Source organism: Allobosea thiooxidans, assembly GCF_900168195.1.
GTDB lineage: Bacteria > Pseudomonadota > Alphaproteobacteria > Rhizobiales > Beijerinckiaceae > Allobosea > Allobosea thiooxidans.
In genome coordinates, this window is the sequence record NZ_FUYX01000003.1 from 422433 (window position 1) to 449115 (window position 26683).

Sequence of the window (26683 nt, forward strand, 5' to 3'; positions counted from 1 at the left end):
GGCTGGCGCGGACCTGGCCATTCGCTGGCCCGCGCGAACCTCCGCCGGAAACGCCCCGGGCCAGGGCGAGACCCGGCCCGGGAGCGCGAAGGTGCCTCACTTCGCCGGCTTGACCGACATGGCGAGCGTGAACTGATCGGCGCGGCCGGTGACCTTGTACTCGGCCTTCGAAGCCCAGATCGTGCTTTCGAAGTGCAGCGGGATGAACGCAGCCCCTTCCAGCACGCGCGCGCCGGCCTTCTGCAGCAGCTGGTCGCGCTTGGCATCGTCGAGGGTCTGGATCGCCTCGCGGATCAGCTTGTCGAACTCGGCATCCTGCCAGCCGCCATAGTTCGAGCCGCCGATGGTCTTGGCCTCGTCGGGCGTCGCCGCCCACTGGCGCAGGAAGGACGAGGCCTCACCGGTGCCCGAGCCCCAGCCGCCGATCGCGACCGAGAACTCCTTCTTGGCGCGGCGCGGGAAGTAGATGGCGCGCGTCATCGCGTCGACATCGGCCTTGATGCCGACCTGGGTCAGGTACTGCGCGACCGCCTGGGTGATCTGGCCGTCATTGATGTAGCGGTCATTGGTCGAGGAGAGCGTGACCTGGAAGCCGTTCGGATAGCCCGCCTCGGCGAGGAGCTTCTTGGCCCCGGCGGGGTCGTACTTGATCGCCGGCGGGTTGGGCAGCGTGCCGAACATGCCCGTCGGCAGGAACTGGAAGGCCGGCTGCGCGGCGCCGTCCATCAGACGCTTGACGATGGCGTCGCGGTCGATGGCCATCGACATGGCGCGGCGAACGCGGACATCCTGCAGCGGGTTCTTGTCGTTCTCGGCCTTGACGAAGGGGCTCGGCGCGCGGGCGACGTCGAGCTGGAAGTAGATCACGCGGGTCGACGGCGTGATCACGCTGGCGAAGCGCTTGTCGTTGGCGATCCGGCCGAGGTCGCGGGCAGCCGGGTTCTCGATCACGTCATAGTCGCCGGCGAGCAGGCCGGCGAGGCGCGGGCCTGCATTGGTGACGGGCACGAAGCGCACGCTGGCCCAGGGCTCCTTGCCGCCCCAATAGCTGTCGTTGCGCTCCAGCTCGATGGCGGAACCGCGCACATAGCTCTTCAGCTTGTAGGGGCCGGTGCCGATGGCGGAGCTGCCGTCATTGAAGGTCGACAGCGTCGGCCATTCGCCGGTCACGCCGCAATTCTTCTCGACGTCGAAGGACAGCTTGTCATGCTTGGCGAGCCCGGAGCTGATGATGCCGACCGTGCCGACCAGCGTCGGCAGCAACGGTTCCGGCTGCTTGGTCTCGATCACGATGGTATGGGCGTCGGGCGCCGTCACCGCGGCGAAGTTGCCGGTGACGTCGGCGAAGGAGCCGGTGATCTTGGTCTCGTTCTTCAGCGTGCGGCAGAAGGTGAAGATCACGTCGTCGGCGGTGAAGGGCTTGCCGTTTGTGAAGGTCACGCCCTGGCGCAGCTTGAACGTCCACTTGTTCTTGCCGTCGTTCTCCCAGGAGGTGGCGAGACCGGGCTTGACCTTCTGCTGCTCGTCCTGCGACGTCAGCCCGTCGAAGAGATGGGCTGCAAGGGCATTGTTCGGCGAGAGGTCATGGTAGTGCGGATCGACCGCCGTCGGCTCGGAAGCGAGCGCGATCCGCAGCGTCTGGGCCGCGGCGGGGCCCGCCAGGAAGCACACGCTGGCCATCAGCGTGGTCAGAAGAGTGGTGCGCATAAGATTTCTCCGTTCCCTTGCCGATCCGGCGATTTTGACAGGTATTTTTTCATCCCGTAATCATCATGAAAATTTTAGTTCGTCAATCGGTGGTCAAGCGATGATCCACGCCCTGAAGCCGACCACCGATCTCGCCAATCGGATCGCCCGCATCTACCCCTCGCTGAGCAACGGCCACCGCCGGATCGCGGACCATGTCCTGGGCTTCCCGCTGGAGAGCGCCACCGCCTCGATCGAGGTGCTGGCGGAACGCAGCGGCGCTTCGAACGCGACGGTGACACGCTTCGTGCGAGCGCTCGGCTATGCCTCCTATGGCGAGTTCCGGGTCGCGCTCTCGGACGCGCTGAGGCTCGCCATGCAGCCCGTCGACGACTTTGCCGATGCGCGGGCGATGACCGAATCCGCCAGCGGCACCTTCATCGCGGCGCTCAAGATGCAGCGCGCCAATATCGAGGAGGCGATGGCCGCCCTCGACCCGGCCAGCATCGCCGGGCTCGTCGCCGCCATCCTCGGGGCCCGCCGGATCTTCATCATCGCCTCGGGAGCGAGCCACCACGTCGCCAGCTTCATCGAGGACGGCCTGGCCCTCTATTGCGAGGCCGACGTCGTCTTCGCCACGGCGCGGGGCGGGCCGGAGCGGGCCTTCCGGCACCTCAACGCCGCCGGGCCGGGCGACCTGACGATCGCGATCTCGGTGCCGCGCTATTCGCGCACGACCGTGCAGCTCGCCTCGCACAGCCGGGAGAAGGGCGCGACCGTGGTGGCGCTGACGGACGGACCGACCTCCCCGCTGGCCCCGATCGCCGATTTCGCGCTGTTCGCGCCGGCGCGCAGCCCGCTCCTGCCCAATTCGCCGACCGCCGTCTTCGCCCTGGCGGACGCCCTGATCACGGCGATCGCGCGTGAGCGACCGGATGCCGTCGAGGCTCTGAAGGATCTCAGCCGCAGCCTGCTCTGGACCTTCCAGCACTGAGGCCGCAGCCAGGACGGAGACTCCGGCGACAGCGCTCAGCGGCGAGCGCGACTCTCATCCGCTCAGGCGCCTCCAGGCCCCGCACACGACCATACCCGCGCGGGACGGCGAAGCGCGCATGCGGCCTCGCAAACCCGGCTGGCCTCGATCGCAATGGGGGGAGGACGGACACGGCAGCCCGTAACGAAAAAGGGCTTACGCGAACCGCCTCAACCAGGCCACGGCTCGTGTAAACCCTTGATTTATATGGCGCGGGCGACGGGGCTCGAACCCGCGACCTCCGGCGTGACAGGCCGGCACTCTAACCAACTGAGCTACGCCCGCGCTGGGCGGCTGAGGCATTCGCCGTCAGCGACGTGGTGAGTATTGCCCCCGGCCTGAAGTGTCAAGCGCGGGATGCCGGCAAAATCTCGTCTGGGGAAAAATCCTTTCGACGGCGCTCACGGCTCGGGTCCGCCCTCCTCTTTTGCCGGCGAGGCAAGGCAGGGATCGAGCATGACATGCAGCCGTCCCTGGCGGCTGTAACCGCCCCGCAGCACGGCCTGATCGCCCAGTTTGAGGTCGTTGGCGCTGTAGGTCACGCACAGCACACGCACGCCCGGCTCGGCGCAGACCGCGACATACCAGAGCGCACCATCCGTCTGGATCAGGCTGATCGGGCCGGTGATCGCCATGTCGACTCGCGAATCGGCCGGCACCGACTCGGGCAGCTGCCTTGCGACGTCCGCGCAGCTCGCGGGCTTCGCCGGCTGCTCCGGCTGGGAGAAGGCCGGGCGGTCCCGGAAGAAGGCGTCCGGCAACAATGACTGCGCGAGCACGGGCTGCGCCCCCGGCGCGGCGCCGAGCCCGGCGAGAAGGAGACACCGGCCAAGGCCGCGGCTGATCGAGGATGACGCTTTCACGGCCGCCAGCCTGACGATGAAAGTGGCGGAATTCCGCCGATGGGCAATTCACAGCGGCAGCGCGCGGGCGCTTGCGGTGCAGCGCCCGAAGCCTTAAACGCGAGCCCCGAGGGCGGTTAGCTCAGTTGGTAGAGCGCCTCGTTTACACCGAGGATGTCGGCGGTTCGAGCCCGTCACCGCCCACCAGCCTTTTCGGACATCCTGGCTTGGCCATGGTCCAGACTCTGCTGCCGACCGCGCGTCGCAGCCAAACGCGGGCGTAGCTCAGTCGGTCAGAGTGCCGGCCTGTCACGCCGGAGGTCGCGGGTTCGAGCCCCGTCGCCCGCGCCAGTTTCCAGGCCCCACCGGTGATCCATCCAGTCTGCGGACAAAAGAAAACCGCCGGCGCTTGCGCGCCGGCGGTTCTCATTCGGTGGAGCCGGGGATCAGTGGGCGACGACGCCCGCCGCCTCATCGTCCGCGCTCGGAGCGGGCACGGCCTTCAGGTCCTCTTCCCAGACGATCGGGACCGGCTGGCGGGTCAGCGCGTGCTGGAGCACCTGCTCCATGCGCGCGACCGGAACGATCTCCAGCCCGTCACGGACCGACTTCGGCAGGTCGATCAGGTCCTTGGCGTTCTCCTCGGGGATCAGCACCTTCTTGATGCCACCCCGGAGCGCCGCCAGCAGCTTCTCCTTCAACCCGCCGATCGGCAGCACCCTGCCCCGCAGCGTGACCTCGCCGGTCATGGCGACGTCGCGATTGGTCGGGATGCCGGTCAGGATGGAGACGATCGCCGTCGCCATCGCGATGCCGGCCGACGGCCCGTCCTTCGGGGTCGCCCCCTCGGGCACGTGGACGTGGATGTCACGCCGGTCGAAGAGCGGCGGCTCGATGCCGAAATCGACGGCCCGCGAGCGGACATAGGACGCCGCCGCCGAGATCGATTCCTTCATCACGTCGCGCAGGTTGCCGGTGACGGTCATGCGGCCCTTGCCGGGCACCATGACGCCCTCGATCGTCAGCAGTTCGCCGCCGACCTCGGTCCAGGCCAGACCGGTGACGACACCGACCTGATCCTCCGTCTCCGCCATGCCGTAGCGATAGCGCGGCGGGCCGAGATAATCCTCGAGCACCGTCTCGTCGACGACGACCTTCGCCTTCTTGCCGAGCACGATGTCCTTCACGCCCTTGCGGACCGTGTTGGAGATCTCGCGCTCGAGATTGCGGACGCCGGCCTCGCGGGTGTAGCGCCGCACCAGCGTCTGCAGAGCCTCGTCGGTGACCGACCACTCCTTGCCACTGAGCCCGTGCTTCTTGATCGCACTCGGGATCAGGTGCTTGCGCGAGATCTCGGTCTTCTCTTCCTCCGTGTAGCCGGCGATGCGGATCACCTCCATCCGGTCCAGCAGGGCCGGGGGGATGTTCAGCGTGTTCGCCGTCGTCACGAACATCACGTTCGACAGGTCGTAGTCGACCTCGAGGTAATGGTCGTTAAAGGTCGAGTTCTGCTCGGGATCGAGCACCTCGAGCAGGGCCGCCGAGGGATCGCCACGGAAGTCCTGACCCATCTTGTCGATCTCGTCGAGCAGGATGAGCGGGTTCGAGGTCTTGGCCTTCTTCATCGACTGGATGATCTTGCCGGGCATCGAGCCGATATAGGTGCGGCGGTGACCGCGGATCTCGGCCTCGTCACGCACGCCGCCGAGCGACATGCGGACGAACTCGCGCCCCGTCGCCTTGGCGATCGACTTGCCGAGCGAGGTCTTGCCGACGCCGGGAGGGCCGACGAGGCACAGGATCGGGCCGGCGAGCTTGTTGGCGCGCTGCTGCACAGCGAGATACTCGACGATGCGATCCTTGACCTTGTCGAGGCCGAAGTGATCGTCGTCCAGCACCGCCTGGGCGGCGTTGAGGTCCTTCTTGATCTTCGAGCGCTTGCCCCACGGAATGCCGAGCATCCAGTCGAGATAATTGCGCACCACGGTCGCCTCGGCCGACATCGGCGACATCTGGCGCAGCTTCTTCAGCTCCGCCGTCGCCTTGTCGCGCGCTTCCTTGGTGAGCTTGGTACGGGCGATGCGCTCTTCCAGCTCGGCCAGCTCGTCACGGCCTTCCTCGCCGTCGCCCAGCTCCTTCTGGATCGCCTTCATCTGCTCGTTCAGGTAGTACTCGCGCTGGGTCTTCTCCATCTGGCGCTTGACGCGCGAGCGGATGCGCTTCTCGACCTGGAGCACGGACATCTCGCTCTCCATGAGCGAAAGCACCTTCTCCAGACGATGGGCGACATTGGCGATCTCGAGCACGCCCTGCCGATCCGCGATCTTCACCGCGAGATGCGAGGCGACCGTATCGGCGAGCTTGGCCGGCTCGTCGATCTGCGAGACCGCAGCGACGATCTCGCCCGAGATCTTCTTGTTGAGCTTCACATAGCTCTCGAACTCGCTGACGACCGAACGGGCCAGCGCCTCGACCTCGACCTTCTTGCCTTCCTCCTCGGCAAGGCCGGTAGCCTCGGCCTCGTAGAAGGCCTCGGCGGCGGAGTAGGACGACGCCTTGGCACGGCCGACGCCCTCGACCAGCACCTTGACGGTGGAGTCGGGCAGCTTGAGCAGCTGCAGCACGCGGGCGAGCGTGCCGATCTCGTAGATCTCGTTGGGCTGCGGGTCATCGTCGCCAGCGTTCTTCTGGGTCGCCAGCAGGATGAGCCCGTCCGTCTTCACCACTTCCTCGAGCGCGCGGATGGACTTCTCGCGGCCGACGAAGAGCGGGACGATCATATGGGGAAAAACGACGATGTCGCGCAAAGGCAGAACCGGATAGGTGCCGGTCTCGCCTGGGACGAAGGGAGCGCGGGGCGTCGAGCCAGTCATGGCAGTTCCTTTGCAGTTGCGCCCGGCGGACCCCCAAAATGGGCGGAGCGATCGGACGTATGCGGCCGGGCGACCATTCGCCCTCCGCCCCTGCGCGCCGCACCCTCGATAGGCATGCGACTCTCGCAAGTGCACCTAAGGTGGAGACTTCCTCGCCGGCTTTCAAGCGAGGCATCCGGTTCATGCACCGCTGCCTTGCGTTGGCGGAAAGCCGGAAAAATCGTCTCCACCCGGCGTCGAATTCAGAGCGTTTTCCTAGCGGACGACCTGAAACGTCATGGCGAGAAGCGACTCCGGGAAGAGATCCACAGGCTGCCGGACTGAACAGATCCGCCCAAGCTCTGCGGGTTGCTTCACAGGAGCTTCCACACAGCTCTGCCGACGGCAGCACCCGGGTGCTCGCATGACGTTCATGGCCCGATCGGAAACGCGTGAGTGTTTCAGTTTCGAACCGCCCCGCCGCGATACGGGACCGCGGGCGGGCCTTGCCCCATCACAACGCAAAACGCGCGCCAATGGCGCGCGTCCTGTTGTCGCAACCGGGGAAGAGGTCAGGCCGAAGCCGACTTCGTCTCGTCCTCGCGCTCCGCATAGATGAAGAGCGGGCGTGCCTTGCTCTCCACCGCCTCGGGGCCGATCACGACCTGCTCGACGCCTTCAAGGCCGGGCAGCTCGTACATGGTCTCGAGCAGGATGCCCTCCATGATCGAGCGCAGCCCGCGCGCGCCGGTCTTCCGCTCGATCGCCTTGCGGGCGATCAGGCTGACGGCCTCGTCGGTGAAGGTCAGCTGGGTGTCCTCCATCTCGAAGAGGCGCTGATACTGCTTGACCAGCGCGTTCTTCGGCTCGGTCAAGATCGTCTTCAGCGCCGCCTCGTCGAGGTCCTCGAGCGTCGCCAGCACCGGCAGGCGGCCGACGAATTCGGGGATCAGGCCGAACTTCAGCAGATCCTCGGGCTCGACCTCGCGGAAGATCGCGCCGGTGCGGCGATCGTCAGGCGCCTGAACCTTGGCGCCGAAGCCGATCGAGGTGCCCTTGCCGCGGCTCGAGATGATCTTGTCGAGGCCGGCGAAGGCGCCGCCGCAGATGAACAGGATGTTGGTCGTGTCGACCTGCAGGAACTCCTGCTGCGGATGCTTGCGCCCGCCCTGCGGCGGCACGGAGGCGACGGTGCCTTCCATGATCTTCAGCAGCGCCTGCTGCACGCCCTCGCCCGAGACGTCGCGGGTTATCGACGGGTTGTCCGACTTGCGGCTGATCTTGTCGATCTCGTCGATATAGACGATGCCGCGCTGCGCCCGCTCGACATTGTAGTCGGAGGCCTGGAGCAGCTTGAGGATGATGTTCTCGACATCCTCGCCGACATAGCCCGCCTCGGTCAGCGTCGTCGCATCCGCCATGGTGAAGGGCACGTCGAGGATGCGGGCGAGCGTCTGCGCGAGCAGCGTCTTGCCCGAGCCGGTCGGCCCGATCAGCAGGATGTTCGACTTCGCCAGCTCGACGTCGTTGTGCTTCGTCGCGTGGCTGAGGCGCTTGTAGTGGTTGTGGACCGCCACGGAGAGCACCTTCTTGGCGTGCTCCTGGCCGATGACGTAGTCGTCGAGAACCTTGCGGATCTCCTTGGGAGTCGGCACGCCGTCCTTCGACTTCACCAGCGCGGATTTCGATTCCTCGCGGATGATGTCCATGCAGAGCTCGACGCATTCATCGCAGATGAACACGGTCGGGCCCGCGATGAGCTTGCGGACCTCGTGTTGGCTCTTGCCGCAGAAAGAGCAGTACAGCGTGCTCTTCGAGTCGCCGCCGGGCTTGTTAGCCATTGTCCATCTCCAGTTCCGGAGACCGGGACCACACCAGCCGAGGCGGATGCAACCGTCGTCTCTCCGTCATCAATAAGCGCTCAGATCACGATGATTGGGTTAACGACCCGTTCCGATACATCCGGATACGCAGGGTCGATCCAAACCGGATCATGATGGAGCGCCCGTCCGCTCACCCCCGACCCCATGCAAACACGGGGCCGATCCTCGTTCAATATGGTCCCTGCGGGTCGGCACGCCAACCCACAGCTTCGAGACCACGCGTCGCAGCCCTCAGGCGGCGTCTTCGGGGCGCTTTTCGATGACCTGATCGATCAGGCCGAACTCCTTGGCCTGATCGGCGGTCATGAAATTATCGCGCTCCAGGGCGTTGTGGATGTCCTCGTAGGGACGCCCGGTGTGCTTCACATAGATCTCGTTGAGCCGCTTCTTCAGGCTCTCGACTTCCTTGGCGTGGATCAGGATGTCGGTGACCTGGCCCTGATAGCCGCCGGAGGGCTGGTGGACCATGATGCGCGCATTCGGCAGCGCGAAGCGCATGTCCTTGGCGCCGGCGGTCAGCAGCAGCGAGCCCATCGAGGCCGCCTGGCCGACGCAGAGCGTCGTCACCGGGCAGCGGATGAACTGCATCGTGTCGTAGATCGACAGGCCGGAGGTGACCACGCCGCCGGGCGAGTTGATGTAGAAGGAGATTTCCTTCTTCGGGTTCTCGGCCTCGAGGAACAGCAGCTGGGCCACGACCAGAGAGGCCGAGACGTCCTCGACCGGCCCGGTCAGGAAGATGATGCGCTCGCGCAGCAGGCGCGAATAGATGTCGAAGGCCCGCTCGCCGCGGCTCGACTGCTCGACCACCATCGGGACGAGATTGTTGTAGGTCTCGATCGGATCGCGAAGCATGGTCAGTCCTCGGGTGCAGGCGCCGGATAACGGCGGTTTGTTCGAATCGACGGCCGTCTCGGAAGACAACCACATAAGCACGGCAGTCGCGCCTGAAAAGGGAAGCGCCGCCGGTCGCGAAGGCCGGCGGCGCGAATGCGGCGTCAGAGCTGCAAGACGACCTCAGGCAGAGGCGTCGTCAGCCTTTTCGTCGGCCTTGGCCTCGGCCTTCTTGGTCTTCTTGGCGGCGGCCTTCTTCGGCTTGGCCTCGGTGGTCTCCTCGGCATCCTCGTCGGCGTAGAGCGCCTCACGCGAAACCGTCTGGTCCTCGACCTTCACCTGACCGAGGAGGTGGTCGACGACCTTCTCCTCGAAGATCGGGGCGCGGATCTCGGCGAGAGCCTGCGGGTTCTTGCGATAGAACTCCCAGACCTGCTTCTCCTGGCCCGGGAACTGGCGAGCGCGCTCGATCAGGGCCTGGGTGACCTCGTCATCCGAGATCTGGACCTTGGCCTGCTCGCCGATCTCCGCCAGCACGAGGCCCAGGCGCACGCGGCGCTCGGCGATCTTGCGGTAGTCGGCGCGGGCGGCGTCCTCGGTGGTGTCCTCGTCGGCGAAGGTCTTGTTGGCGGCCTTCATGTCGGCCTCGACCTGGTTCCAGACGCTGGAGAACTCCTGCTCGACCAGGGTCGGCGGCAGCTCGAAGCTGTACTTGCCGTCGAGCGCGTCGAGCAGGCCCTTCTTGAGCTTGCGACGCGACTGGGCGGCGAAGTCACGGCCGATCTGCTCGCTCACCGCTTCCTTGAGCTTGTCGAGCGACTCCATGCCGAAGGCCTTGGCGAGTTCGTCGTCGATCTTGACGGCTTCGGGGGCCTGAACGTCGGTCACGGTGACCTCGAACTCGGCCGGCTTGCCGGCGAGGTTCTCGGCCGCGTAGTTCTCGGGGAAGGTCACCTTGACGGTGCGCTTCTCGCCGGTCTTGGCGCCCTCGAGCTGCTCCTCGAAGCCCGGGATGAACTGGCCGGCGCCGAGATCGAGCGGGATGCCCTCGCCCGTGCCGCCGTCGAACTTCTCACCGTCGAGCGTGCCGACGAAGGAGATGATCAGGCGGTCGCCCTTCTCGGCCTTGGCCTTCTCGCCCTTGGTGGCGTAGCTGCGGTTGCCGGCGGCCATGCGCAGCAGCGCGGCATCGACATCGGCGTCCGGAACCTCGGCGACGGGCTTCACGAGCGAGACGTCCGACAGGTCGGCGAGCTCGATCTTCGGGAGCACCTCGAGCGCGACGGTGAAGGCGAGATCGCCCTTGGCCTCCATCGCGGCCTCGATCTCTTCCTTGTTCTCGGGGAAGCGGATCTGCGGCTCAAAGGCGAGCTTCAGGTTGTTGTCGGCGACGATCTTCTGGTTCGCCTCGTTGACGGCGTTCTGCAGGACGTCGGACATGACCGAGCGGCCATAGAGGCGGCGCAGATGGGCGACCGGCACCTTGCCCGGGCGGAAGCCGTTGATCTTGGCCTTGCCCTGAAGGTCCTGGAGGCTGTCGTCGAGCCTGGTCTTCAGGTCGGCGGCGTTCAGCACCACCTGGAATTCGCGCTTGAGGCCCTGGGACAGGGTTTCGGTCACGTTCATTTTTGTACCGCCAACAGCTCGTTACGTCTCAATGTCCAAAGCGCGACGCCGGATCGACCGCCGCCGCGCTCGCGAAAAACTCTTCACATCGATCATCGTTTTTCGCCCTGACGGGCGCGCGATGATCGTAGACCGATGGTGCGGGCGGAGGGAATCGAACCCCCACGACTTTCGCCGCTGGAACCTAAATCCAGTGCGTCTACCAGTTCCGCCACGCCCGCCGGCCGATAGCGCTGCGCGCGAGCAAACGCAGCGCGGCCATCGTCAAGCCGCAGCGCTATACGCATTTCGGCTGGCGGTTGCAGCAAAAAAATGACGGTTCTGCAAAGAAGGCGCGCCCGCCGCTTTTCCCGGGCGGGCCGGACCTGCCTCTCGCCAGCGCCCGCCTGCCGGATTATGCGATGGGCATGACGATGCTGCGCTCCACCCGACCGGCCCTCCTCTCCCGCCGCCATCTGCTGGCCGGGATCGGCGGCGCGGCTGTGCTGTCGTCCGCCGGCTCGCTCGCGCAGACGCCGGCCGAGATGCCGAAAGCGCAGCCCGGTCCGCTGACGGCCGCCCCAACCAGGACGCGGCTGCGGCCGGCGCCGGCGCCGGATACCGAGATCTGGGCCTTCGACGGCGCCAACCCGGCACCTTCCCTGCGAATCAAGCAAGGCGAGACGCTGAGCCTGAAGCTGGAGAACCGGACCACGGCGCCGCTCGGGCTGCATTGCTACGGACTGCGCGGCGAAGCGGTGCGCGACGGCGTCGGCGGCTTCACCCAGCCGCCCATCGCCCCCGGCGAGACCGGCGAGATCCGGTTGACGCCGCCGGACAGCGGCACCCTGCTCTACCGGCCACTCGTGCTCGGCGCCTCCTCCGAACCCTGCGGACGGGGTCTCGGCGGCCTCATCGTCGTCGAGGAGAAGGAGCCGCTGGGCGTCGATCTCGACCTGCCCGTGCTGGTGTCGGATTGGCTGCTGGGCGACGACCAGTCTATCCAGCCCTTCGTCCTGCAAGGCCAGGCCGGCGCATCCGTCGGCCGCCTCGGGAGCTGGGTCACGGTGAACCGCCGCTCGCCACCGGCGCCGATCACGGCCCGCCCCGGCGCACGCGTCCGGCTGCGGCTCGCCAATGCCTGCAATGCCCGGATCATGCGGCTGCGCTTCGATGGCGGCCAGCCGACCGTCATCGCCGTCGACAGCCAGCCGACGGAGAGCTTCGCCCCGGTCCGGTCGCAGCTGCCTTTCGCTCCCGGCACACGCTACGACGTCGTCCTCGACCTGCCGGTGGAGGACGGCGCCGCGGTGAACGTCACCGCCCTGATCGGCGGCGGCCTGCCTCTGGTGCGGATCGTGACCGCAGGCGAGCCGCAGGTGCCGCGCGCCGCCATGCCCGCCCTGAAGCTCAACCCGGCCCTGCCGCTCGGCGTGCGGATGCAGGATGCGCTGCGCCCGGAGATCGTCGTCGAGGGCGGCGCGACGCTGGGCGACGACCAGAAGCTCGACTTCTCGGGCGTCGATCTGGCGAAGCCGTGGCGCATCAACGGAGGCGTCGGCAGCCTCGAAAGCAAGCCGCTGTTCAGCGTCAAGCGCGGCACGCCGATCGTCATGGCGATCGACAACCGCACGGCCTTCGTCCAGCCCTTCCATGTCCACGGCCACAGCTTCCGGCTGCTGCATCCGCTCGACGACGGCTGGGAGAACTATTTCCTCGACACCGTGCAGATCCCGGAGCGCAAGAAGCTGCACATCGCCTTCATCGCCGACAATCCAGGCCGCTGGCTGATCTCCTCCACCGTGCTGGAGCGCTTCGACCTCGGGCTGTGGAGCTGGTTCGAGGTGACGTGACACTGCGCCCCCGGGGCGGACCGGAGGTCCGAACCGGCCCATAAACACGACGGCTATCCAGTTCGCGTCATGCTCGCCCTTGTGGCGAGCATCCACGTCTTGAACACGACCTTCGATCAGCGAAGACGGGGATGGTCGGGACAAGCCCGACCATGACGGAGAGGTCGTGCTCGTGGCCTCCCGCTCTTCGCTGTGCGCAACCCCGGAATGGCGCGGCGAGGCAACAATCGTAAGGAGCTACAGCCCCAGCCGCTCGACCACGTCCTGCACGATCGCGTCCTTGCTGTCCTCCACCGAGACGACCACCGGCCGCTCGTCGGCGCCCGGCTCCTCCAGCGTGGCGAACTGGCTGTCGAGCAGGGCCGGCGGCATGAAGTGGTGCTGGCGGGCAGCCATGCGGCGACCGATCAATTCGCGCGAACCCTTGAGATAGACCAGCGTCACATCGGGCCGGTCACCGACGATCACCTGCCGATAGGCGCGCTTCAGCGCCGAGCAGGTGACGATGCCGTGCTCGCCCTTGGCGCGCAGCTCGTCGATCCAGGCGGCGATCGCGGCGAGCCAGGGCTTGCGATCCTCGTCGGTCAGCGGCGTGCCGCCCGCCATCTTGGCGACGTTCTCGGGCGGGTGGAAGGAATCGGCGTCGCGGAAGGGCCAGCCGAGGCGCGCGGCCAGCCGCTCGCCCAGCGAGGTCTTGCCGGAGCTGGCGACGCCCATGACGACGATGACGGACGGGCGTCCGCCCTTATGCTCTGCACTCACGCGGCTCAGCCCTGCTTCTTCGGCTCGACATGGCCGCCGAAGCCGGCGCGCATGGCGGAAAGGATCTTCTCGCCGAAGGTGTGGTCGACGCGCGAACGGAAGCGGGCGAACAGCGCCGAGGTCAGCACTTCGGCCGGGGTCGCGGTCTCGACGGCGGCGTCGACCGTCCAGCGGCCCTCGCCCGAATCCGAGACGTTGCCGGTATAGGAGGACAGCTCCTCGTCGGCGGCCAGAGCCTCGGCCGTCAGGTCGAGCAGCCAGGAGGTGACGACCGAGCCACGGCGCCAGACCTCGGCAATCTCGGCCACGTCGAAATCGAAGCCGTATTCGGCCGGCAGGCCCTCCTTGGCGGAGGCGTTGCGCAGCAGGTCGAAGCCCTCGGCGAAGGCCTGCATCATGCCGTATTCGATGCCGTTATGGATCATCTTGACGAAATGGCCGGAACCGGTCGGGCCGCAATGCAGGTAGCCTTGCTCGCTCGTCGGGTTGCGACCCTCGCGGTGCTTCGTCGGCTCGATCTCGCCCTTGCCCGGCGCCAGCGCCCTGAAGATCGACTCCAGCCGGTCGAAGGCTTCCTTGTCGCCGCCGATCATCAGGCAATAGCCGCGCTCCAGCCCGTGGACGCCGCCGGAGGTGCCGATATCCATGTAGTGGATGCCCTTGGCGGCGAGCTCCTTGCCACGGCGGACATCGTCCTTCCAGAAGGCGTTGCCGCCGTCGATCAGCGTGTCGCCCGCCTCGACGAGGCCGGCGAGCTCGGCGAGCGTCGCCTCGGTGATCTTGCCGGCCGGCAGCATCACCCAGATCGCGCGCGGCGCCTTCAGCTTGGCGACCATGTCCCTGAGATCGGCCGCCAGGAGCGCACCGTCGGCGGCGAGCGCCTGGCCCGGCTTCGGATCGCGGTCATAGACCACGCATTCATGGCCGGCGCGCATCAGCCGACGCACGATGTTGCCGCCCATCCGGCCGAGGCCGATCACTCCAAGCTGCATGTCCGACACTCCGCGAAGACCGCTTTTGTCGCTGCTTCAAGCATGGAGGCGGCCGGCTGAGCAAGCCGGCGCTAGCGTTCGGCCTGCTTGCGCAGGGCGCGCCAGCGTCCCGGCGTGATGCCATAGGCGCGGCGGAACTGGCGGGTCAGATGACTCTGATCGGCGAAGCCGCAGGCGAAGGCGGCGTCCGAGAGGGATGCATCCCGCGCCAGCATCCTGCGGGCCCGATCGAGCCGGCGCATCACCAGGTAATTGTAGGGACTCGTGCCGAAAGCGGCGCGGAACTGCCGCGCCAGCGCGAAGCGGTCGAGCCCCGTCACCGCTTCGAGCTGCCCCGAATCCACCGCCTGCGTCGCATGGGCGTCGAGATGGCCGCGGGCCCGCGCCAGCGCAGCGAGATCGACGCGGCCCGGCCGCATCCTGCCTGCCGACGGGTCGAGCGCGAGCAGCGCATCGGCGAGGCGCGCGACCATGGAATCCGCCGCCAGCGCATCGAGCGGCCCATCGAGATCCTGCAAGGCCGAGACGATGGCACCGAGCAGCCGCCGGTCCTGCGAGACGGCGGCCGAGACGAAGGGCAAGGCCCTGCCCCGCTCGCCCATCGCGTCCCGGATCAGCCGCGGCTCGACATAGAGCATGCGATAGCGGAAGCCCTCGGCGATGCCGGAGCGGCCGTTATGGATCTCGTCCGGGTGGATGACGATCGCATGGCCGCTGAGGCTGTCGCGCCGGGCGCCGCGATAGTCGAAGCGCTGCACGCCGGAGAGCGTCAGGCCGAAGGCATAGGTATCGTGTCTGTGGGGATCATAGGCGTAGCCGCGGAAGAAGGCCTCGATCCGCTCGAGGCCGTCGGCGCCGGTGCCGAGCTTCACCCAATCCTCGGCGCCCGATCCGCACGATCGTTCAAGACGCGCCTTTCCTGCCTCGGCTACCGCTCGGTCCATGCGTTACGATACCAAGATCGCCATCGTGGTGCGCGAGAATCTCGCGACCTGGCAGAAACTCAACGTCGCCAGCTTCCTCGCCGGCGGGCTCGTCGGCGCGGCGCCGGAGATTTCCGGAGAGCCCTATCGCGACGGCTCGGGGCGGTTCTACGGCCCGCTCGTCCGGCAGCCTGTGCTGATCTTCGCCGCCACGAGCGAGGAGCTGAAGCAGGTGCTGCAGCGCGCCCAGGGTCGCGGCGTGCGGCCCCATCTCTACACGAACGAGCTGTTCGCCACCGGCAACGACAGCGACAACCGCGCCGCGGTGGCAGCGGTCGCGACGGCCGATCTCGATCTCGTCGGCCTCGGGCTCCATGCCGAGCGCAAGGAGATCGACAAGATCGTCAAGGGCTTGAAGCTCCACGGTTGAGATTTCGATTCAACCGTCGAGCTCCTCCGTCATGCGGGCCGACCCGGCCGGATTTTCCGCCTTGATGGGCGCTTGACTTAGAGCGCGCTCGAAGCCGTAGCTTCCCGGGCGTCGTGATGAGAAGAAGGCGCCCATGAAGATCGGCGAGCTGTCCAGGCGTTCGGGACTATCGGCCCATACGATCCGCTATTACGAGCGGATCGGGCTCCTGCCCTATGCCGACAGGGACCGGTCGAGCCAGCGCGACTACGACGCTTCGATCCTCGTCTGGATCGAGTTCCTCGGCAAGCTCAAGACCACGGGCATGCCGATCCGCGAGATGCTGCGCTATGCCGCCTTGCGGGAACTCGGCTCCGAAACCGGAGCCCAGCGTCGCGCCCTGCTGGAACGGCACCGTGAACAGGTCCGTGCCCGGGTAGACGAGCTCAACGCCTGCCTTCTCGTCCTCGACACCAAAATCGACGGCTATGCCGACTCCGATAAGAGGATCGATGATTATGACGCAGAGCTTTTCCAACGCCGCCAACAGTCGTCTCGAGCGCGGCAAGCGCGCCCTCGCTGAGATCGATGGCGAAGCCGGCCACAAGGTGATCGCGGCTCTCGCCGACATCGCACCCGATTTCGCCGATTACGTGTTCGAATTTTCGTTCGGAGATATCTATTCGCGGCCCGGCCTCGACCTGCGCGCCCGCGAGGTCGCGACGATCGCCGCGCTTGCAGCGATGGGCAATGCGGCGCCCCAGCTCAAGGTGCATATCGAGGCCGGGCTGAACGTCGGGCTCTCGCGCGCGGAGATCACCGAGATCCTGATGCAGATGGCGGTCTATGCCGGCTTTCCGGCCGCGCTGAACGGTCTCTTCGCGGCGAAGGAAGTCTTCGCCGCCCGCGACATGGCAGCCTGACGCGTGGCATGTTCTGGACCCGTCGACTCTTGATCAGCGGGTCTTGCTCTCAGACCTGGATCAGCCGCTGGACCTGATTGCCGTCGAGTTCGGCCATCGGTCCCGACAGCACGACTTCGCCGCGATCCATCACGAACATCGTGTCGGCGAGATCGCGGGCGAAGTCGAAATACTGTTCGACCAGCACGATCGCCATGCCGCCCTTGCTGCGCAGATAGTCGATGGCGCGGCCGATATCCTTGATGATCGAGGGCTGGATGCCCTCGGTCGGCTCGTCCAGCACCAGCAACCTGGGTCGGGTGACCAGCGCCCGCGCGATCGCGAGCTGCTGCTGCTGGCCACCCGAGAGGTCTCCGCCGCGCCGGCCGAGCATCGACTTCAGCACGGGGAAGAGGTCGAAGAGTTCATCCGGAACGTAGCGCTCCCGGCGCTTCAGCGGCGCGAAGCCGGTCTCCAGATTCTCCTTCACCGTCAGCAGCGGGAAGATCTCCCGCCCCTGCGGCACATAGGCGATGCCGGCCCGTGCGCGCTCTTCGCTGCGCAGGGCCGAGATGTCCTCTCCATCGAGGCGGATATAGCCGGCGGTAATCGGCTGATGGCCGACGATGGCGCGCATCAGCGAGGTCTTGCCGACGCCATTGCGGCCCATCACGCAGGTGACCTTGCCGGTCTCGGCCGTGACGGAGACGCGGCGCAGGGCCTGGGCGGCACCGTAATGCAGGTCGATGGCGTCGACGGTCAGCATGGACCTCCCTCCCCATAGTCCTCATCCTGAGGAGCGCTTCGCCGGAGCGCGTCTCGAAGGATGTTCCAGGAGGCTCTGGAACGATCTGGAACATCCTTCGAGACGCCGCTTCGCGGCTCCTCAGGATGAGGGCTGAGCAAATATTCCATCCTCACCGCCCCAGATAGACTTCGACGACGCGTTCATTGGCGCTGACATGGTCGAGCGGGCCTTCCGCCAGCACCGAGCCCTCATGCAGCACCGTGACCTTCACGCCGAGCTCGCGGATGAAGCCCATGTCGTGCTCGACCACGATGACCGAATGGTCCCTGGCGATTTCCTTGAGCAGCACCGCGGTCTGAGCCGTCTCGCCATCGGTCATGCCGGCCGCGGGCTCGTCGACGAGCAGGAGCTTGGGGTCCTGCGCCAGCAGCATGCCGATCTCCAGCCACTGCTTCTGGCCATGCGAGAGCGAGCCGGCCAGCCGGTCGCGCCTGTCGGCGAGGCGAATGATGCCGAGGATGTCGTCGATGCGCTTCTGCTGCGGCTCCTCCGTCTTCCAGAACAGCGTCTTGCCGACGGTGCGCTTCGATTTGAGCGCAAGCAGGATGTTGTCCTCGATCGTATGGCTGTCGAAGACCGTCGGCTTCTGGAATTTGCGGCCGATGCCCAGATTGGCGATCGCGGCCTCGTCGAGCTTGGTCAGGTCGACGGTGCCGCCGAACATCACGGTGCCGACATCCGGCTTCGTCTTGCCGGTGATGATGTCCATCATCGTGGTCTTGCCGGCACCGTTGGGACCGATGATGGCGCGCATCTCGTCGGGCTCGATGGTCAGCGACAGGCCGCGGATCGCCTTGAAGCCGTCGAAGGAGACGCTGACGCCGTCGAGATAGAGCAGCGAGGAGGTGAGTGCGCCGGGCACGGGAGCGTTCATCGCCTTCACTCCGCCGGGGCCGGCTCGGCCGCCGGCATGGTTTCCGGCTTGCGGCGGCGGCGCCACAGGGCCTCGGCCGTACCGAGGATGCCCTTGGGCAGGAACAGCGTGACGACGACGAAGAGACCGCCGAGCGCAAAAAGCCAGTAAGGCGCCATGAAGCCCGAGGTGAACATGGTCTTGGCACCGTTCACCACGACAGCGCCCAGCGCCGCACCGACCAGCGTGCCGCGCCCGCCGACCGCGACCCAGATCACCGTCTCGATCGAGTTGGCCGGGGCGAATTCGCTGGGGTTGATGATGCCGACCTGCGGGACGTAGAGCGCGCCGGCCACCCCCGCCATGCAGGCCGAGACGGTGAAGACGAAGAGCTTGAAGCGGTCGACCCGGTAGCCGAGGAAGCGGGTGCGGGACTCGGCGTCGCGGACCGCGATCACCACCTTGCCGAGCTTCGAGACGACGATGCCGCGGGCGATCAGGAAGCCCGCTGCCAGCATGACGCAGGTCATGGAAAACAGAGCTGCGCGAGTCGCTTGCGCCTGGACGTTGAAGCCGAGGATGTCCTTGAAGTCGGTCAGGCCGTTATTGCCGCCGAAGCCCATGTCGTTGCGGAAGAAGGCGAGCAGCAGCGCATAGGTCAGCGCCTGCGTGATGATCGACAGATAGACGCCGGTGACGCGCGAGCGGAAGGCGAACCAGCCGAAGACGAAGGCGAGCAGGCCGGGCACCAGCAGCACCATCAGCATGGCGAAGGGGAAGGAGGAGAAGCCCCACCAGTACCAAGGCAGTTCCTGCCAGTTCAGGAAGACCATGAAGTCGGGTAGGACGGGATTGCCATAGACGCCGCGGGTGCCGATCTGGCGCATCAGATAGAGGCCCATGGCGTACCCCCCGAGCGCGAAGAAGGCGCCGTGGCCGAGGCTGAGGATGCCGCAATAACCCCAGACCAGATCGAGCGAGACCGCCAGCAGCGCGTAGCAGAGATACTTGCCCCAGAGCGCCAGGGTCGAGGTCGGGACATGGAAGGGCGAGCTTGCCGGCAGGAGCAGGTTCGCCGCCGGCACCAACACGGCCAAGGCCAGCAGGATGGCGAGGAAGATGCCGGCGCGCCGGTCCATGTTCTGGAGGAGGAAGCGGGCGATCATGCTTCCACCGCCCGGCCCTTGAGCGCGAACAGGCCGCGCGGGCGCTTCTGGATGAACAGGATGATGCAGACCAAGAGCGCGATCTTGCCGAGCACGGCACCCGCATAGGGTTCGAGCAGCTTGTTGGCGACGCCGAGCGTCATGGCGCCGACCAGCGTGCCCCAGAGATTGCCGACGCCGCCGAAGACCACGACCATGAACGAGTCGATGATGTAGCTCTGGCCGAGATTGGGGCTGACATTGTCGATCTGCGAGAGCGCGACGCCGGCCAATCCCGCCACGCCCGAGCCCAGCCCGAAGGTCAGCGCGTCGATGCGGCCGGTGCGGATGCCCATGGCCGAGGCCATGCGCCGGTTCTGGGTGACCGCGCGCATCTGCAGGCCCATCGGCGTCAGCTTCAGGATGGCGAGCAACGCCGCGAAGACCAGCGCGGCGAAGACGATGATCCAGAGCCGGTTATAGGTGATGGCCAGACCGCCGAGCTCGAAGGCGCCCGACATGAAGGCGGGCGCGCCGACCTCGCGATTGGTCGGGCCGAAGGCAGTGCGCACCGCCTGCTGCAGGATGAGGCTGATGCCCCAGGTCGCGAGCAGCGTCTCCAGCGGGCGGCCGTACAAGAAGCGAATGACGCCGCGCTCGATGGCGATGCCGACCGCACCGGCGACGATGAAGGCGGCCGGCAGCGCGATCGCCAGCGACCAGTCGAACAGGCCGGGCGCGTTCGCGCGGATCAGCTCCTGCACGACGAAGGTGGTGTAGGCGCCGAGCATCACCATCTCGCCATGGGCCATGTTGATGACGCCCATGACGCCGAAGGTGATGGCGAGGCCGATGGCCGCCAGCAACAGCACCGAGCCGAGCGAAAGCCCGTACCAGAGATTCTGGACGATGGCCCAGAGCCTGAGGCGGCCCTCGATGGCGGCGATGGCCTTGGCCTGCGCCTCCCTGAGGGCCGGCGTCGCGTCGCCCGGCAGGGCGCGCAGCGTCGCCAATGCGTCCTGATCCCCACGCTCGTAGAGCACCTCGACGGCGGCGAGCCGATCGAGCGGCTGGGCATCGGGACGGGCGATCAGGATCGCGGCCTGGGCCTGGCGGAGCGCTTTCAGCGCAGGCGGATCGGTCTCGCGGCCGATTGCGGCCTCGACGACGGGCAGCAGGCCGGCATCGCGCGACTTGAACACGGCTTCCGCGGCAGCGATCCGCTTCGCCGGATCGGGATTGAGCAGGCCGAGGCCGCCGAGCGCGGCCTGCACCGCACGACGCACGGCATTGTTGAGGCGCACCGGCTTCAACCCGTCGGGGGCGGCGCCCAGCGCCTGCCCCGTGCGGGCATCGACGAAGCCGCCGGCGGTGGTCTTCACCACCACGTCGGACGGTCCAGCCAACAGCCGTCCGTCACCCAGCGCCTCGACGATCTGCGCGGCGTTGGGATGGGCGCTCGCCACGAGCATCTCGATGGCGCGGGAGGTGTCGGAATAGCTGTCGGCCGCCAGCCGCTTGAAGGCTTCGTCGGTGGTCTGTGCGATCGACGCGACCGAGGCCGCGACCAGCGCGACGAGGATAACGAGTGCGTGCTTCAGGCGGTGAAGGAAGGACATCAACCTGGCTCGTCTCACAGCTGGACCTGGCTCCAGCCCTCAACCTGAGGAGCCGCACAGCGGCGTCTCGAAGGATGGTCCAGCGCTCTCTGGAGCATCCTTCGAGACGCGAGCTTTGCTCGCTCCTCAGGATGAGGGCTCGACTGCGAAGCCGCTTTGGCAGGCGGCGAAAACCGAAGGGCGGCCGGGATCTTTCCCGTGCCGCCCTTCCCCCTCATGATCTCAGGCGGCGCCGCATTTGCCGGTCTTGACGTTGAAGTTGCCGCACTTCTTCTCGACCCAGTCGCCGACGAGATCCTTCGAGCCGTCGAGCTCCTTCGACCAGGCATCGCCGGGGACGAGGCCGTCGGTCTTCCAGACCACGTCGAACTGGCCGTCATCCTTGATCTCGCCGATGAAGACCGGCTTGGTGATGTGGTGGTTGGGGAGCATCTTCGAGATGCCGCCGGTCAGGTTCGGCGCCTCGATGCCGGGCAGCGCGTCGATGACCTTGTCCGGGTCGGTCGACTTCACCTTCTCGACCGCCTTCACCCACATGTTGAAGCCAACGACATGGGCTTCCATCGGATCGTTGGTGACGCGCTTCGGGTTCTTGGTGAAGGCCTGCCACTGCTTGATGAAGGCCTCGTTCTCCGGCGTCTTGATCGACTGGAAGTAGTTCCAGGCGGCGAGATGGCCGACAAGCGGCTTGGTGTCGATGCCGGCGAGCTCCTCCTCGCCGACCGAGAAGGCGACGACGGGGATATCGGTCGCCTTGATGCCCTGGTTGCCGAGCTCCTTGTAGAACGGCACGTTGGCGTCGCCGTTGATGGTCGAGACCACCGCCGTCTTCTTGCCGGCCGAGCCGAACTTCTTGATGTCGGAGACGATGGTCTGCCAGTCGGAATGGCCGAAGGGCGTGTAGTTGATCAGGATGTCCTCGGGCTTCACGCCCTTGGACTTCAGATACGCCTCGAGGATCTTGTTGGTCGTGCGCGGATAGACGTAGTCGGTGCCGGCCAGCACCCAGCGCTCGACCTTCTCCTCCTTGGCGAGATAATCGACGGCCGGGATCGCCTGCTGGTTCGGTGCGGCGCCGGTATAGAAGACGTTGCGCTCGCTCTCCTCGCCCTCGTACTGGACGGGGTAGAACAGGATGTTGTTGAGCTCCTTGAAGACCGGCAGCACCGATTTGCGCGAGACCGAGGTCCAGCAGCCGAAGGTGGCCGCGACCTTGTCCTTGGTGATCAGCTCGCGCGCCTTCTCGGCGAAGAGCGGCCAGTTCGAGGCGGGGTCGACGACGACGGCCTCCAGCTTCTTGCCGAGCAGGCCGCCCTTCTTGTTCTGCTCCTCGATGAGCATGAGCATGACGTCCTTCAGCGTCGTCTCGGAGATCGCCATCGTGCCCGAGAGCGAGTGAAGGATGCCGACCTTGATGGTCTCCTGCTGCGCCGCCGCCGGCAGGCGGGAGGCGCCGAGGAAGGTGGCACCGGCCAGAGCCGTGCCGAGGAATTCGCGACGATTGCTGTTCACGGACATCTCCCGAAGCAATGCTTGTTGGCGGCGCCCCTCGACGCCGGCAGGCCTCGCCGGCCCGGAAGCAACTTTCGCAAGGCCTGTGCCAAGCTCGGCAGACATGGCGGCAACAGCGCAAATCCCTGTCGTTTGACAGAATTTTCCTGAACTTCCTGCGAAACACCGCCGTCTCAACGCAATCATTGGGCTCATCGAAGCCAAATTGCCTATTCGAGCGCCAGCTTGCCCGCCCGCTTTTTGTGCATCGCAGCATTTGCTCATGATTTCAGCGGTCAAAGGCTCCCGGCTTTGGCGGGGCACAGTGACTTTTTTGGCATTTACGACTCCGAGAGAATCGCCTTAGCCTCATCCTTGTCGGCAACAACTGAAAGGAGGTGATCCAGTGTCTCATTGTCATCAACCGCTGGTGCAAGGCGGGTGGACCTGGACCTCTTCTTGCTGGGGTTCCTGTTCCGCGTGAGTTTTCGCACCTTTGATCCGGCTCGCTGGATCGCGGTTCGACAATGGAAGGGCTGTCCGAAAGGGCGGCCCTTCTTCTTTTGATCTCGCGAATGCTGGCGCGACGGCGCGAGGCATGGCAGACAGGCATCGTGTCCTGCTTCCAACTTTGCCCGATGAGTACCGGCCTTGTCCGTTCCTGAACCGAGCCGCGCGGCGATCCTCGACTTCATCGAGGAGGAGCGTGCCGCCGGCCGCGAGGTCGGCCGCCGCGAGATCGCGCGTGCCTTCGGCCTCGACCAGGGCGGCAAGATCTGGCTGAAGCGCCTGCTGCGCGAGATGGAGCAGGAGGGCGAGATCGGCGGCGACGGCAAGGAACGCCCGGTGCATCCGCGCGGCGCCCTGCCCCCGGTCCTGCTCTCCGAGATCAAGCGCCGCGACCGCGAGGGCGATCTCGTCGCCCAGCCGCTCGAATGGGACGCGGAGGAAGCCGGCCCGCCGCCGCAGATCCTCGTCGAGCGCGCCCGCGAGGGCCGGCGCAAGCAGAAGGGCGCGGCGCCCGCCCCCGGCGTCGGCGACCAGGTCATCCTGAAACTGACCCGGCTGCGGGGCGTCGAGGGCTTCGCCTATTCCGGCCGCGTGCTCAAGATCATGGGCAAGGCGAGAGCGGCCGTGCTCGGCATCTTCCGGGCGCTGCCCGACGGCTCGGGCCGGCTGGTGCCGATCGACAAGAAGGCGCAGGGCCGCGAGGCGCTGATCCCGAAGGGCCGAACCGGCGAGGCACAGGATGGCGACCTCGTCTCCGTTTCGCTGCGGCGCGAGAGCCGCTTCGGCCCGCCGGAAGCGCAGGTGCGCGAGCGCCTGGGCTCGATCAAGTCCGAGCGCGCGGTCAGCCTGATCGCGATCCACGCCCACGGCATCCCGCACGAATTCCCGCCCGCCGCCCTGCAAGAGGCGGCCGACGCCCCGATCGCGAGCCTGAAGGGGCGCGAGGACTGGCGCGCGCTGCCGCTCGTCACCATCGACCCGGCCGACGCCAAGGACCATGACGACGCGGTCCACGCCGCGCCGGACGAGGACCCGGGCAATGCTGGCGGCTTCGTCGTCACGGTCGCCATCGCCGATGTCGCGTCTTACGTCCGGCCGGGCTCGACGCTCGACCGCGAGGCGCTGGAGCGCGGCAACTCGGTCTATTTCCCCGACCGCGTCGTGCCGATGCTGCCGGAGCGGATCTCGAACGACCTGTGCTCGCTGCGCGAGAACGAGGACCGGCCCGCCATAGCGGTCCGGATCGTGCTCAAGGTGGACGGCTCGAAGAAGAGCCATTCCTTCCACCGCGTGCTGATGCGCTCGGCCGCCAAGCTCTCCTACCAGCAGGCGCAGGCCGCCATCGACGGCAAGCCGGACGAGAAGACCGCGCCGATCCGCGAGAGCGTGCTGATGCCGCTCTGGGCCGCCTATGGCATCGCGGCCCGCGCCCGCGACCAGCGCCAGCCGCTCGAACTGGACCTGCCCGAACGCAAGCTGATCCTGAAGCCGGACGGCTCGGTCGATCGCGTCATCGTGCCGGAGCGGCTGGCGGCGCACCGGCTGATCGAGGAATTCATGATCCTCGCCAATGTCGCGGCGGCCGAGACGCTGGAGAAGGCCGGCAGCCTGCTGGTCTATCGCTGCCATGACGAGCCCTCGCTCGAGAAGATGCGCGCGCTCGGCGAGGTGCTGGCTTCGATCGGCATCAAGCTGCCGAAGGACGGGGCGCTGCGGCCGGTGCTGTTCAACCGCATCCTGGCGATGATCAAGGGCTCGGAGAACGAGACGCTGATCAACGAGGTGGTGCTGCGCACCCAGGCCCAGGCCGAGTATGTCGCCGAGAATTACGGCCATTTCGGCCTCAACCTGCGCCGCTACGCCCATTTCACCTCGCCGATCCGCCGCTATGCCGACCTGATCGTGCATCGCGCCCTGATCACGGCGCTGAAGCTCGGCGATGACGGGTTGCCGAGGAGCACGACGCTCGCGGAGCTCCGCGAGGTCGCAACCCGCATTTCCGCCGCAGAGCGCCGCGCCATGGCGGCCGAGCGCGAGACCACCGACCGACTGATCGCGCATTTCCTCGCCGGCCAGATCGGCGCGAGCTTCGATGGGCGCATCGGCGGCGTGAACCGCGCGGGACTCTTCGTGAAGCTCGACGACACCGGCGCCGACGGCTTCATCCCGGCCTCGACGCTGGGTGGCGACTACTACCGCTATGACGAAGCCGCCCACGCCCTGATCGGCGAGCGCACCGGCGAGAGCTGGCGGCTCGGCGACAAGGTGCATGTGAAGCTGGTCGAGGCCGCGCCCGTGGCCGGCGCCCTGCGTTTCGAACTGCTCTCCGCCGGCCGGCTTGTGACGACCGGTCACGCTGGCAAACGCCGCGGCGGCGCGCCATATGGCATGAGCCGCCCCGCCGCCTTCAAGAAGGGCAAGGCCAGGGCGGGCAAGAGCGGTTCCGGCAAGAGGCGGTAATGGGCGTCCAGTTCCACGACGCGGCGGCAGCGCATGACGAGGCGCGCGACTGGCGCCAGGCGGTATCGCGCGGCCTGAAGGGCCGCTGCCCGCATTGCGGCAACGGCCGGCTGTTCCGCGCCTTCCTGAAGCCGATCGAGACCTGCGCTTCCTGCGGCGAGCCGCTGCACCATCAGCAGGCGGACGACCTGCCGCCCTATATCGTCATCACCATCGTCGGCCACATCGTCGTCGGCGGCATCCTGCTCGCCGAGAAATACGGCGACTGGCCGATGTGGTGGCATATGGCCCTGTGGCCCGCGCTGACCTTGATCCTCTCCCTCGCGCTGATGCAGCCCGTGAAGGGCGGGGTCGTCGGCCTGCAATGGGCCATGCGCATGCATGGCTTCGGCGGCCAGCCCGACCGGCCGGAGCGCCAGCCCACGCCCTCACCCGGACCACGCCCATGACCGATCACACCGTCACCCTGACCCAGGCCGAACGCGTCCGCACCACGGTCAATCTGCGGCCGAAGGATGCGGCCACCATGCTGATCCTGGATCGCAACGGCGCGCGGCCCAAGGTGCTGATGGGCAAGCGCCACCTCGGACACAAGTTCATGCCGGGCAAATACGTCTTCCCCGGCGGGCGGATCGACGATGGCGACCGGCGCATGGCCGCGACCGGCGCCCTGCCCCAGATCTGCGAGGACCGGCTCGGCAAGCGCTGCCTGCGGCCGAGCGCGGGCAAGGCGCGCGCGTTGGCGCTGGCCGCGATCCGCGAGACCTTCGAGGAGACGGGGCTGCTCTTCGGCTCGGCCGAGTTCGGCGCGCCCGAGAACGCTCCCGCAGGCAGCTGGCACGACTTCGCCGCGCTGGGCGTGTTTCCGGACCTCTCCACCGTCACCTTCGTCGCGCGCGCGATCACGCCGCCGCGCCGGCCGAAGCGCTTCGACACCCGCTTCTTCACCGTCGACGCCTCGGCGATGGCGAAACGGATCGACGGGATCATCGGGCCCGATTCGGAGCTGACCGATCTGGTCTGGGTCGATTTCGAGGAGGCGAAGCAGCTCGACCTGCCGACGATCACACAGGTGATCCTGCAGGAGGTCGAATCGCGCATCGCCGGCGGCTTCGCCCCCTATCTGCCGGTGCCGTTCTACTGGGAGAAGCGCGGCAGCTTCGTCCGCGAGGAGCTCTGAGAGGCCACGTTCCTGCCCGCTTCGGCCAGCGCCGGCGACCA

22 protein-coding genes and 4 tRNA genes are annotated in these 26683 nt (G+C 67.0%); 10 read left to right on the forward strand and 16 right to left on the reverse strand.

What is annotated here, in order from left to right; all coding sequences use genetic code 11:
* Positions 1 to 96 precede the first annotated feature (96 nt).
* On the reverse strand, positions 97 to 1707 hold the full coding sequence (locus tag B5Y19_RS07865; RefSeq protein WP_055727464.1) for an ABC transporter substrate-binding protein: 1611 nt from the start codon (positions 1705 to 1707) through the stop codon (positions 97 to 99).
* Between the two features lie 100 nt (positions 1708 to 1807).
* Between B5Y19_RS07865 and B5Y19_RS07870 the strand changes: the two genes are divergently transcribed.
* Positions 1808 to 2680 (forward strand): MurR/RpiR family transcriptional regulator, encoded by an 873-nt coding sequence (locus B5Y19_RS07870; protein WP_055727463.1) that lies wholly within the window; start codon positions 1808 to 1810, stop codon positions 2678 to 2680.
* A gap of 247 nt (positions 2681 to 2927) precedes the next feature.
* Here B5Y19_RS07870 and B5Y19_RS07875 read toward each other — a convergent pair.
* Positions 2928 to 3004 (reverse strand) — tRNA-Asp (locus tag B5Y19_RS07875).
* Between the two features lie 116 nt (positions 3005 to 3120).
* On the reverse strand, positions 3121 to 3498 hold the full coding sequence (locus tag B5Y19_RS07880) for a hypothetical protein (protein ID WP_139384297.1): 378 nt from the start codon (positions 3496 to 3498) through the stop codon (positions 3121 to 3123).
* Positions 3499 to 3692: 194 nt separating this feature from the next.
* Here B5Y19_RS07880 and B5Y19_RS07885 point away from each other — a divergent pair.
* Positions 3693 to 3768: transfer RNA gene (locus B5Y19_RS07885), tRNA-Val, on the forward strand.
* A gap of 67 nt (positions 3769 to 3835) precedes the next feature.
* A tRNA-Asp gene (locus tag B5Y19_RS07890) sits at positions 3836 to 3912 on the forward strand.
* Positions 3913 to 4007: 95 nt separating this feature from the next.
* Here the strand turns inward: B5Y19_RS07890 and lon are convergent.
* The 5 genes from lon to B5Y19_RS07915 form a co-directional block, all read right to left on the reverse strand.
* Entirely contained in the window at positions 4008 to 6434 is a 2427-nt protein-coding gene (gene lon / locus B5Y19_RS07895) for an endopeptidase La (RefSeq protein ID WP_055727461.1), read from the reverse strand.
* Positions 6435 to 6985: 551 nt separating this feature from the next.
* Entirely contained in the window at positions 6986 to 8254 is a 1269-nt protein-coding gene (gene clpX, locus B5Y19_RS07900) for an ATP-dependent Clp protease ATP-binding subunit ClpX (protein WP_055727460.1), read from the reverse strand.
* A 273-nt stretch (positions 8255 to 8527) separates the two neighbouring features.
* A complete protein-coding gene (locus B5Y19_RS07905) occupies positions 8528 to 9151 on the reverse strand; it encodes an ATP-dependent Clp protease proteolytic subunit (protein ID WP_055727459.1) in 624 nt (207 codons plus the stop codon).
* Positions 9152 to 9313: 162 nt separating this feature from the next.
* Positions 9314 to 10756, reverse strand: coding sequence for a trigger factor (gene tig / locus B5Y19_RS07910; protein WP_079591302.1), 1443 nt, complete (start codon positions 10754 to 10756; stop codon positions 9314 to 9316).
* Between the two features lie 136 nt (positions 10757 to 10892).
* Positions 10893 to 10977: transfer RNA gene (locus B5Y19_RS07915), tRNA-Leu, on the reverse strand.
* A 180-nt stretch (positions 10978 to 11157) separates the two neighbouring features.
* Between B5Y19_RS07915 and B5Y19_RS07920 the strand changes: the two genes are divergently transcribed.
* A complete protein-coding gene (locus tag B5Y19_RS07920) occupies positions 11158 to 12588 on the forward strand; it encodes a multicopper oxidase family protein (RefSeq protein ID WP_244555518.1) in 1431 nt (476 codons plus the stop codon).
* A 237-nt stretch (positions 12589 to 12825) separates the two neighbouring features.
* On the opposite strand, the gene B5Y19_RS07925 is transcribed toward B5Y19_RS07920, so the two are convergent.
* The 3 genes from B5Y19_RS07925 to B5Y19_RS07935 form a co-directional block, all read right to left on the reverse strand.
* Positions 12826 to 13350 carry a gluconokinase gene (locus tag B5Y19_RS07925; RefSeq protein ID WP_244555519.1) on the reverse strand — a complete coding sequence of 175 codons (525 nt, stop codon included), beginning with the start codon at positions 13348 to 13350 and terminating at the stop codon, positions 12826 to 12828.
* A 5-nt stretch (positions 13351 to 13355) separates the two neighbouring features.
* Entirely contained in the window at positions 13356 to 14342 is a 987-nt protein-coding gene (gene gnd, locus B5Y19_RS07930) for a phosphogluconate dehydrogenase (NAD(+)-dependent, decarboxylating) (protein ID WP_055727456.1), read from the reverse strand.
* A gap of 71 nt (positions 14343 to 14413) precedes the next feature.
* A complete protein-coding gene (locus B5Y19_RS07935) occupies positions 14414 to 15214 on the reverse strand; it encodes an AraC family transcriptional regulator (protein WP_244555520.1) in 801 nt (266 codons plus the stop codon).
* A gap of 70 nt (positions 15215 to 15284) precedes the next feature.
* Here B5Y19_RS07935 and B5Y19_RS07940 point away from each other — a divergent pair, with 70 nt between their 5' ends.
* The 3 genes from B5Y19_RS07940 (at position 15285) to B5Y19_RS07950 (ending at position 16597) form a co-directional block, all read left to right on the forward strand.
* Positions 15285 to 15695: a PTH2-like family protein gene (locus tag B5Y19_RS07940; protein WP_055727454.1), complete on the forward strand. Its 411-nt coding sequence runs from the start codon at positions 15285 to 15287 to the stop codon at positions 15693 to 15695.
* Between the two features lie 133 nt (positions 15696 to 15828).
* Positions 15829 to 16257 (forward strand): MerR family transcriptional regulator, encoded by a 429-nt coding sequence (locus B5Y19_RS07945; protein ID WP_079591304.1) that lies wholly within the window; start codon positions 15829 to 15831, stop codon positions 16255 to 16257.
* Positions 16193 to 16597, forward strand: coding sequence for a carboxymuconolactone decarboxylase family protein (locus B5Y19_RS07950; protein ID WP_055727544.1), 405 nt, complete (start codon positions 16193 to 16195; stop codon positions 16595 to 16597). Before B5Y19_RS07945 ends, B5Y19_RS07950 begins: the two co-directional genes overlap by 65 nt.
* A gap of 49 nt (positions 16598 to 16646) precedes the next feature.
* Here B5Y19_RS07950 and urtE read toward each other — a convergent pair whose 3' ends face one another.
* From urtE to urtA, 5 genes are all read right to left on the reverse strand, one after another.
* The gene (gene urtE, locus B5Y19_RS07955; protein WP_055727453.1) at positions 16647 to 17342 is read right to left on the reverse strand and encodes an urea ABC transporter ATP-binding subunit UrtE; all 696 of its coding nucleotides are present in this window, start codon (positions 17340 to 17342) and stop codon (positions 16647 to 16649) included.
* A 151-nt stretch (positions 17343 to 17493) separates the two neighbouring features.
* Positions 17494 to 18258, reverse strand: coding sequence for an urea ABC transporter ATP-binding protein UrtD (gene urtD, locus B5Y19_RS07960; protein ID WP_055727543.1), 765 nt, complete (start codon positions 18256 to 18258; stop codon positions 17494 to 17496).
* Between the two features lie 5 nt (positions 18259 to 18263).
* Positions 18264 to 19403: an urea ABC transporter permease subunit UrtC gene (urtC, locus tag B5Y19_RS07965; RefSeq protein ID WP_055727452.1), complete on the reverse strand. Its 1140-nt coding sequence runs from the start codon at positions 19401 to 19403 to the stop codon at positions 18264 to 18266.
* Positions 19400 to 21001, reverse strand: coding sequence for an urea ABC transporter permease subunit UrtB (gene urtB, locus B5Y19_RS07970; RefSeq protein WP_055727451.1), 1602 nt, complete (start codon positions 20999 to 21001; stop codon positions 19400 to 19402). The genes urtC and urtB overlap by 4 nt, the downstream gene beginning before the upstream one ends.
* Positions 21002 to 21223: 222 nt before the next feature.
* Positions 21224 to 22519: an urea ABC transporter substrate-binding protein gene (urtA, locus tag B5Y19_RS07975; protein WP_055727450.1), complete on the reverse strand. Its 1296-nt coding sequence runs from the start codon at positions 22517 to 22519 to the stop codon at positions 21224 to 21226.
* 624 nt (positions 22520 to 23143) lie between these two features.
* Here urtA and rnr point away from each other — a divergent pair.
* Genes rnr through B5Y19_RS07990 form a run of 3 tightly spaced genes read left to right on the forward strand, consistent with a single transcriptional unit; the run spans position 23144 to position 26642 of the window.
* On the forward strand, positions 23144 to 25462 hold the full coding sequence (gene rnr, locus B5Y19_RS07980; protein ID WP_055727449.1) for a ribonuclease R: 2319 nt from the start codon (positions 23144 to 23146) through the stop codon (positions 25460 to 25462).
* Positions 25462 to 25911, forward strand: coding sequence for a DUF983 domain-containing protein (locus tag B5Y19_RS07985; RefSeq protein ID WP_055727448.1), 450 nt, complete (start codon positions 25462 to 25464; stop codon positions 25909 to 25911). Before rnr ends, B5Y19_RS07985 begins: the two co-directional genes overlap by 1 nt.
* Positions 25908 to 26642: an NUDIX hydrolase gene (locus B5Y19_RS07990; protein ID WP_055727447.1), complete on the forward strand. Its 735-nt coding sequence runs from the start codon at positions 25908 to 25910 to the stop codon at positions 26640 to 26642. The genes B5Y19_RS07985 and B5Y19_RS07990 overlap by 4 nt, the downstream gene beginning before the upstream one ends.
* Positions 26643 to 26683: the final 41 nt, after the last annotated feature.

Excerpts from the sequence above, each read along its gene's own strand:
- B5Y19_RS07865 (WP_055727464.1), bottom strand. The coding sequence starts at position 1,707 with ATGCGCACCACTCTTCTGACCACGCTGATGGCCAGCGTGTGCTTCCTG.
- B5Y19_RS07870 (WP_055727463.1), top strand. The coding sequence starts at position 1,808 with ATGATCCACGCCCTGAAGCCGACCACCGATCTCGCCAATCGGATCGCC.
- lon (WP_055727461.1), bottom strand. The coding sequence starts at position 6,434 with ATGACTGGCTCGACGCCCCGCGCTCCCTTCGTCCCAGGCGAGACCGGC.
- clpX (WP_055727460.1), bottom strand. The coding sequence starts at position 8,254 with ATGGCTAACAAGCCCGGCGGCGACTCGAAGAGCACGCTGTACTGCTCT.
- B5Y19_RS07905 (WP_055727459.1), bottom strand. The coding sequence starts at position 9,151 with ATGCTTCGCGATCCGATCGAGACCTACAACAATCTCGTCCCGATGGTG.
- tig (WP_079591302.1), bottom strand. The coding sequence starts at position 10,756 with ATGAACGTGACCGAAACCCTGTCCCAGGGCCTCAAGCGCGAATTCCAG.
- B5Y19_RS07920 (WP_244555518.1), top strand. The coding sequence starts at position 11,158 with ATGGGCATGACGATGCTGCGCTCCACCCGACCGGCCCTCCTCTCCCGC.
- gnd (WP_055727456.1), bottom strand. The coding sequence starts at position 14,342 with ATGCAGCTTGGAGTGATCGGCCTCGGCCGGATGGGCGGCAACATCGTG.
- B5Y19_RS07940 (WP_055727454.1), top strand. The coding sequence starts at position 15,285 with ATGCGTTACGATACCAAGATCGCCATCGTGGTGCGCGAGAATCTCGCG.
- B5Y19_RS07945 (WP_079591304.1), top strand. The coding sequence starts at position 15,829 with ATGAAGATCGGCGAGCTGTCCAGGCGTTCGGGACTATCGGCCCATACG.
- B5Y19_RS07950 (WP_055727544.1), top strand. The coding sequence starts at position 16,193 with ATGACGCAGAGCTTTTCCAACGCCGCCAACAGTCGTCTCGAGCGCGGC.
- urtE (WP_055727453.1), bottom strand. The coding sequence starts at position 17,342 with ATGCTGACCGTCGACGCCATCGACCTGCATTACGGTGCCGCCCAGGCC.
- urtD (WP_055727543.1), bottom strand. The coding sequence starts at position 18,258 with ATGAACGCTCCCGTGCCCGGCGCACTCACCTCCTCGCTGCTCTATCTC.
- urtC (WP_055727452.1), bottom strand. The coding sequence starts at position 19,403 with ATGATCGCCCGCTTCCTCCTCCAGAACATGGACCGGCGCGCCGGCATC.
- urtB (WP_055727451.1), bottom strand. The coding sequence starts at position 21,001 with ATGTCCTTCCTTCACCGCCTGAAGCACGCACTCGTTATCCTCGTCGCG.
- urtA (WP_055727450.1), bottom strand. The coding sequence starts at position 22,519 with ATGTCCGTGAACAGCAATCGTCGCGAATTCCTCGGCACGGCTCTGGCC.
- B5Y19_RS07985 (WP_055727448.1), top strand. The coding sequence starts at position 25,462 with ATGGGCGTCCAGTTCCACGACGCGGCGGCAGCGCATGACGAGGCGCGC.
- B5Y19_RS07990 (WP_055727447.1), top strand. The coding sequence starts at position 25,908 with ATGACCGATCACACCGTCACCCTGACCCAGGCCGAACGCGTCCGCACC.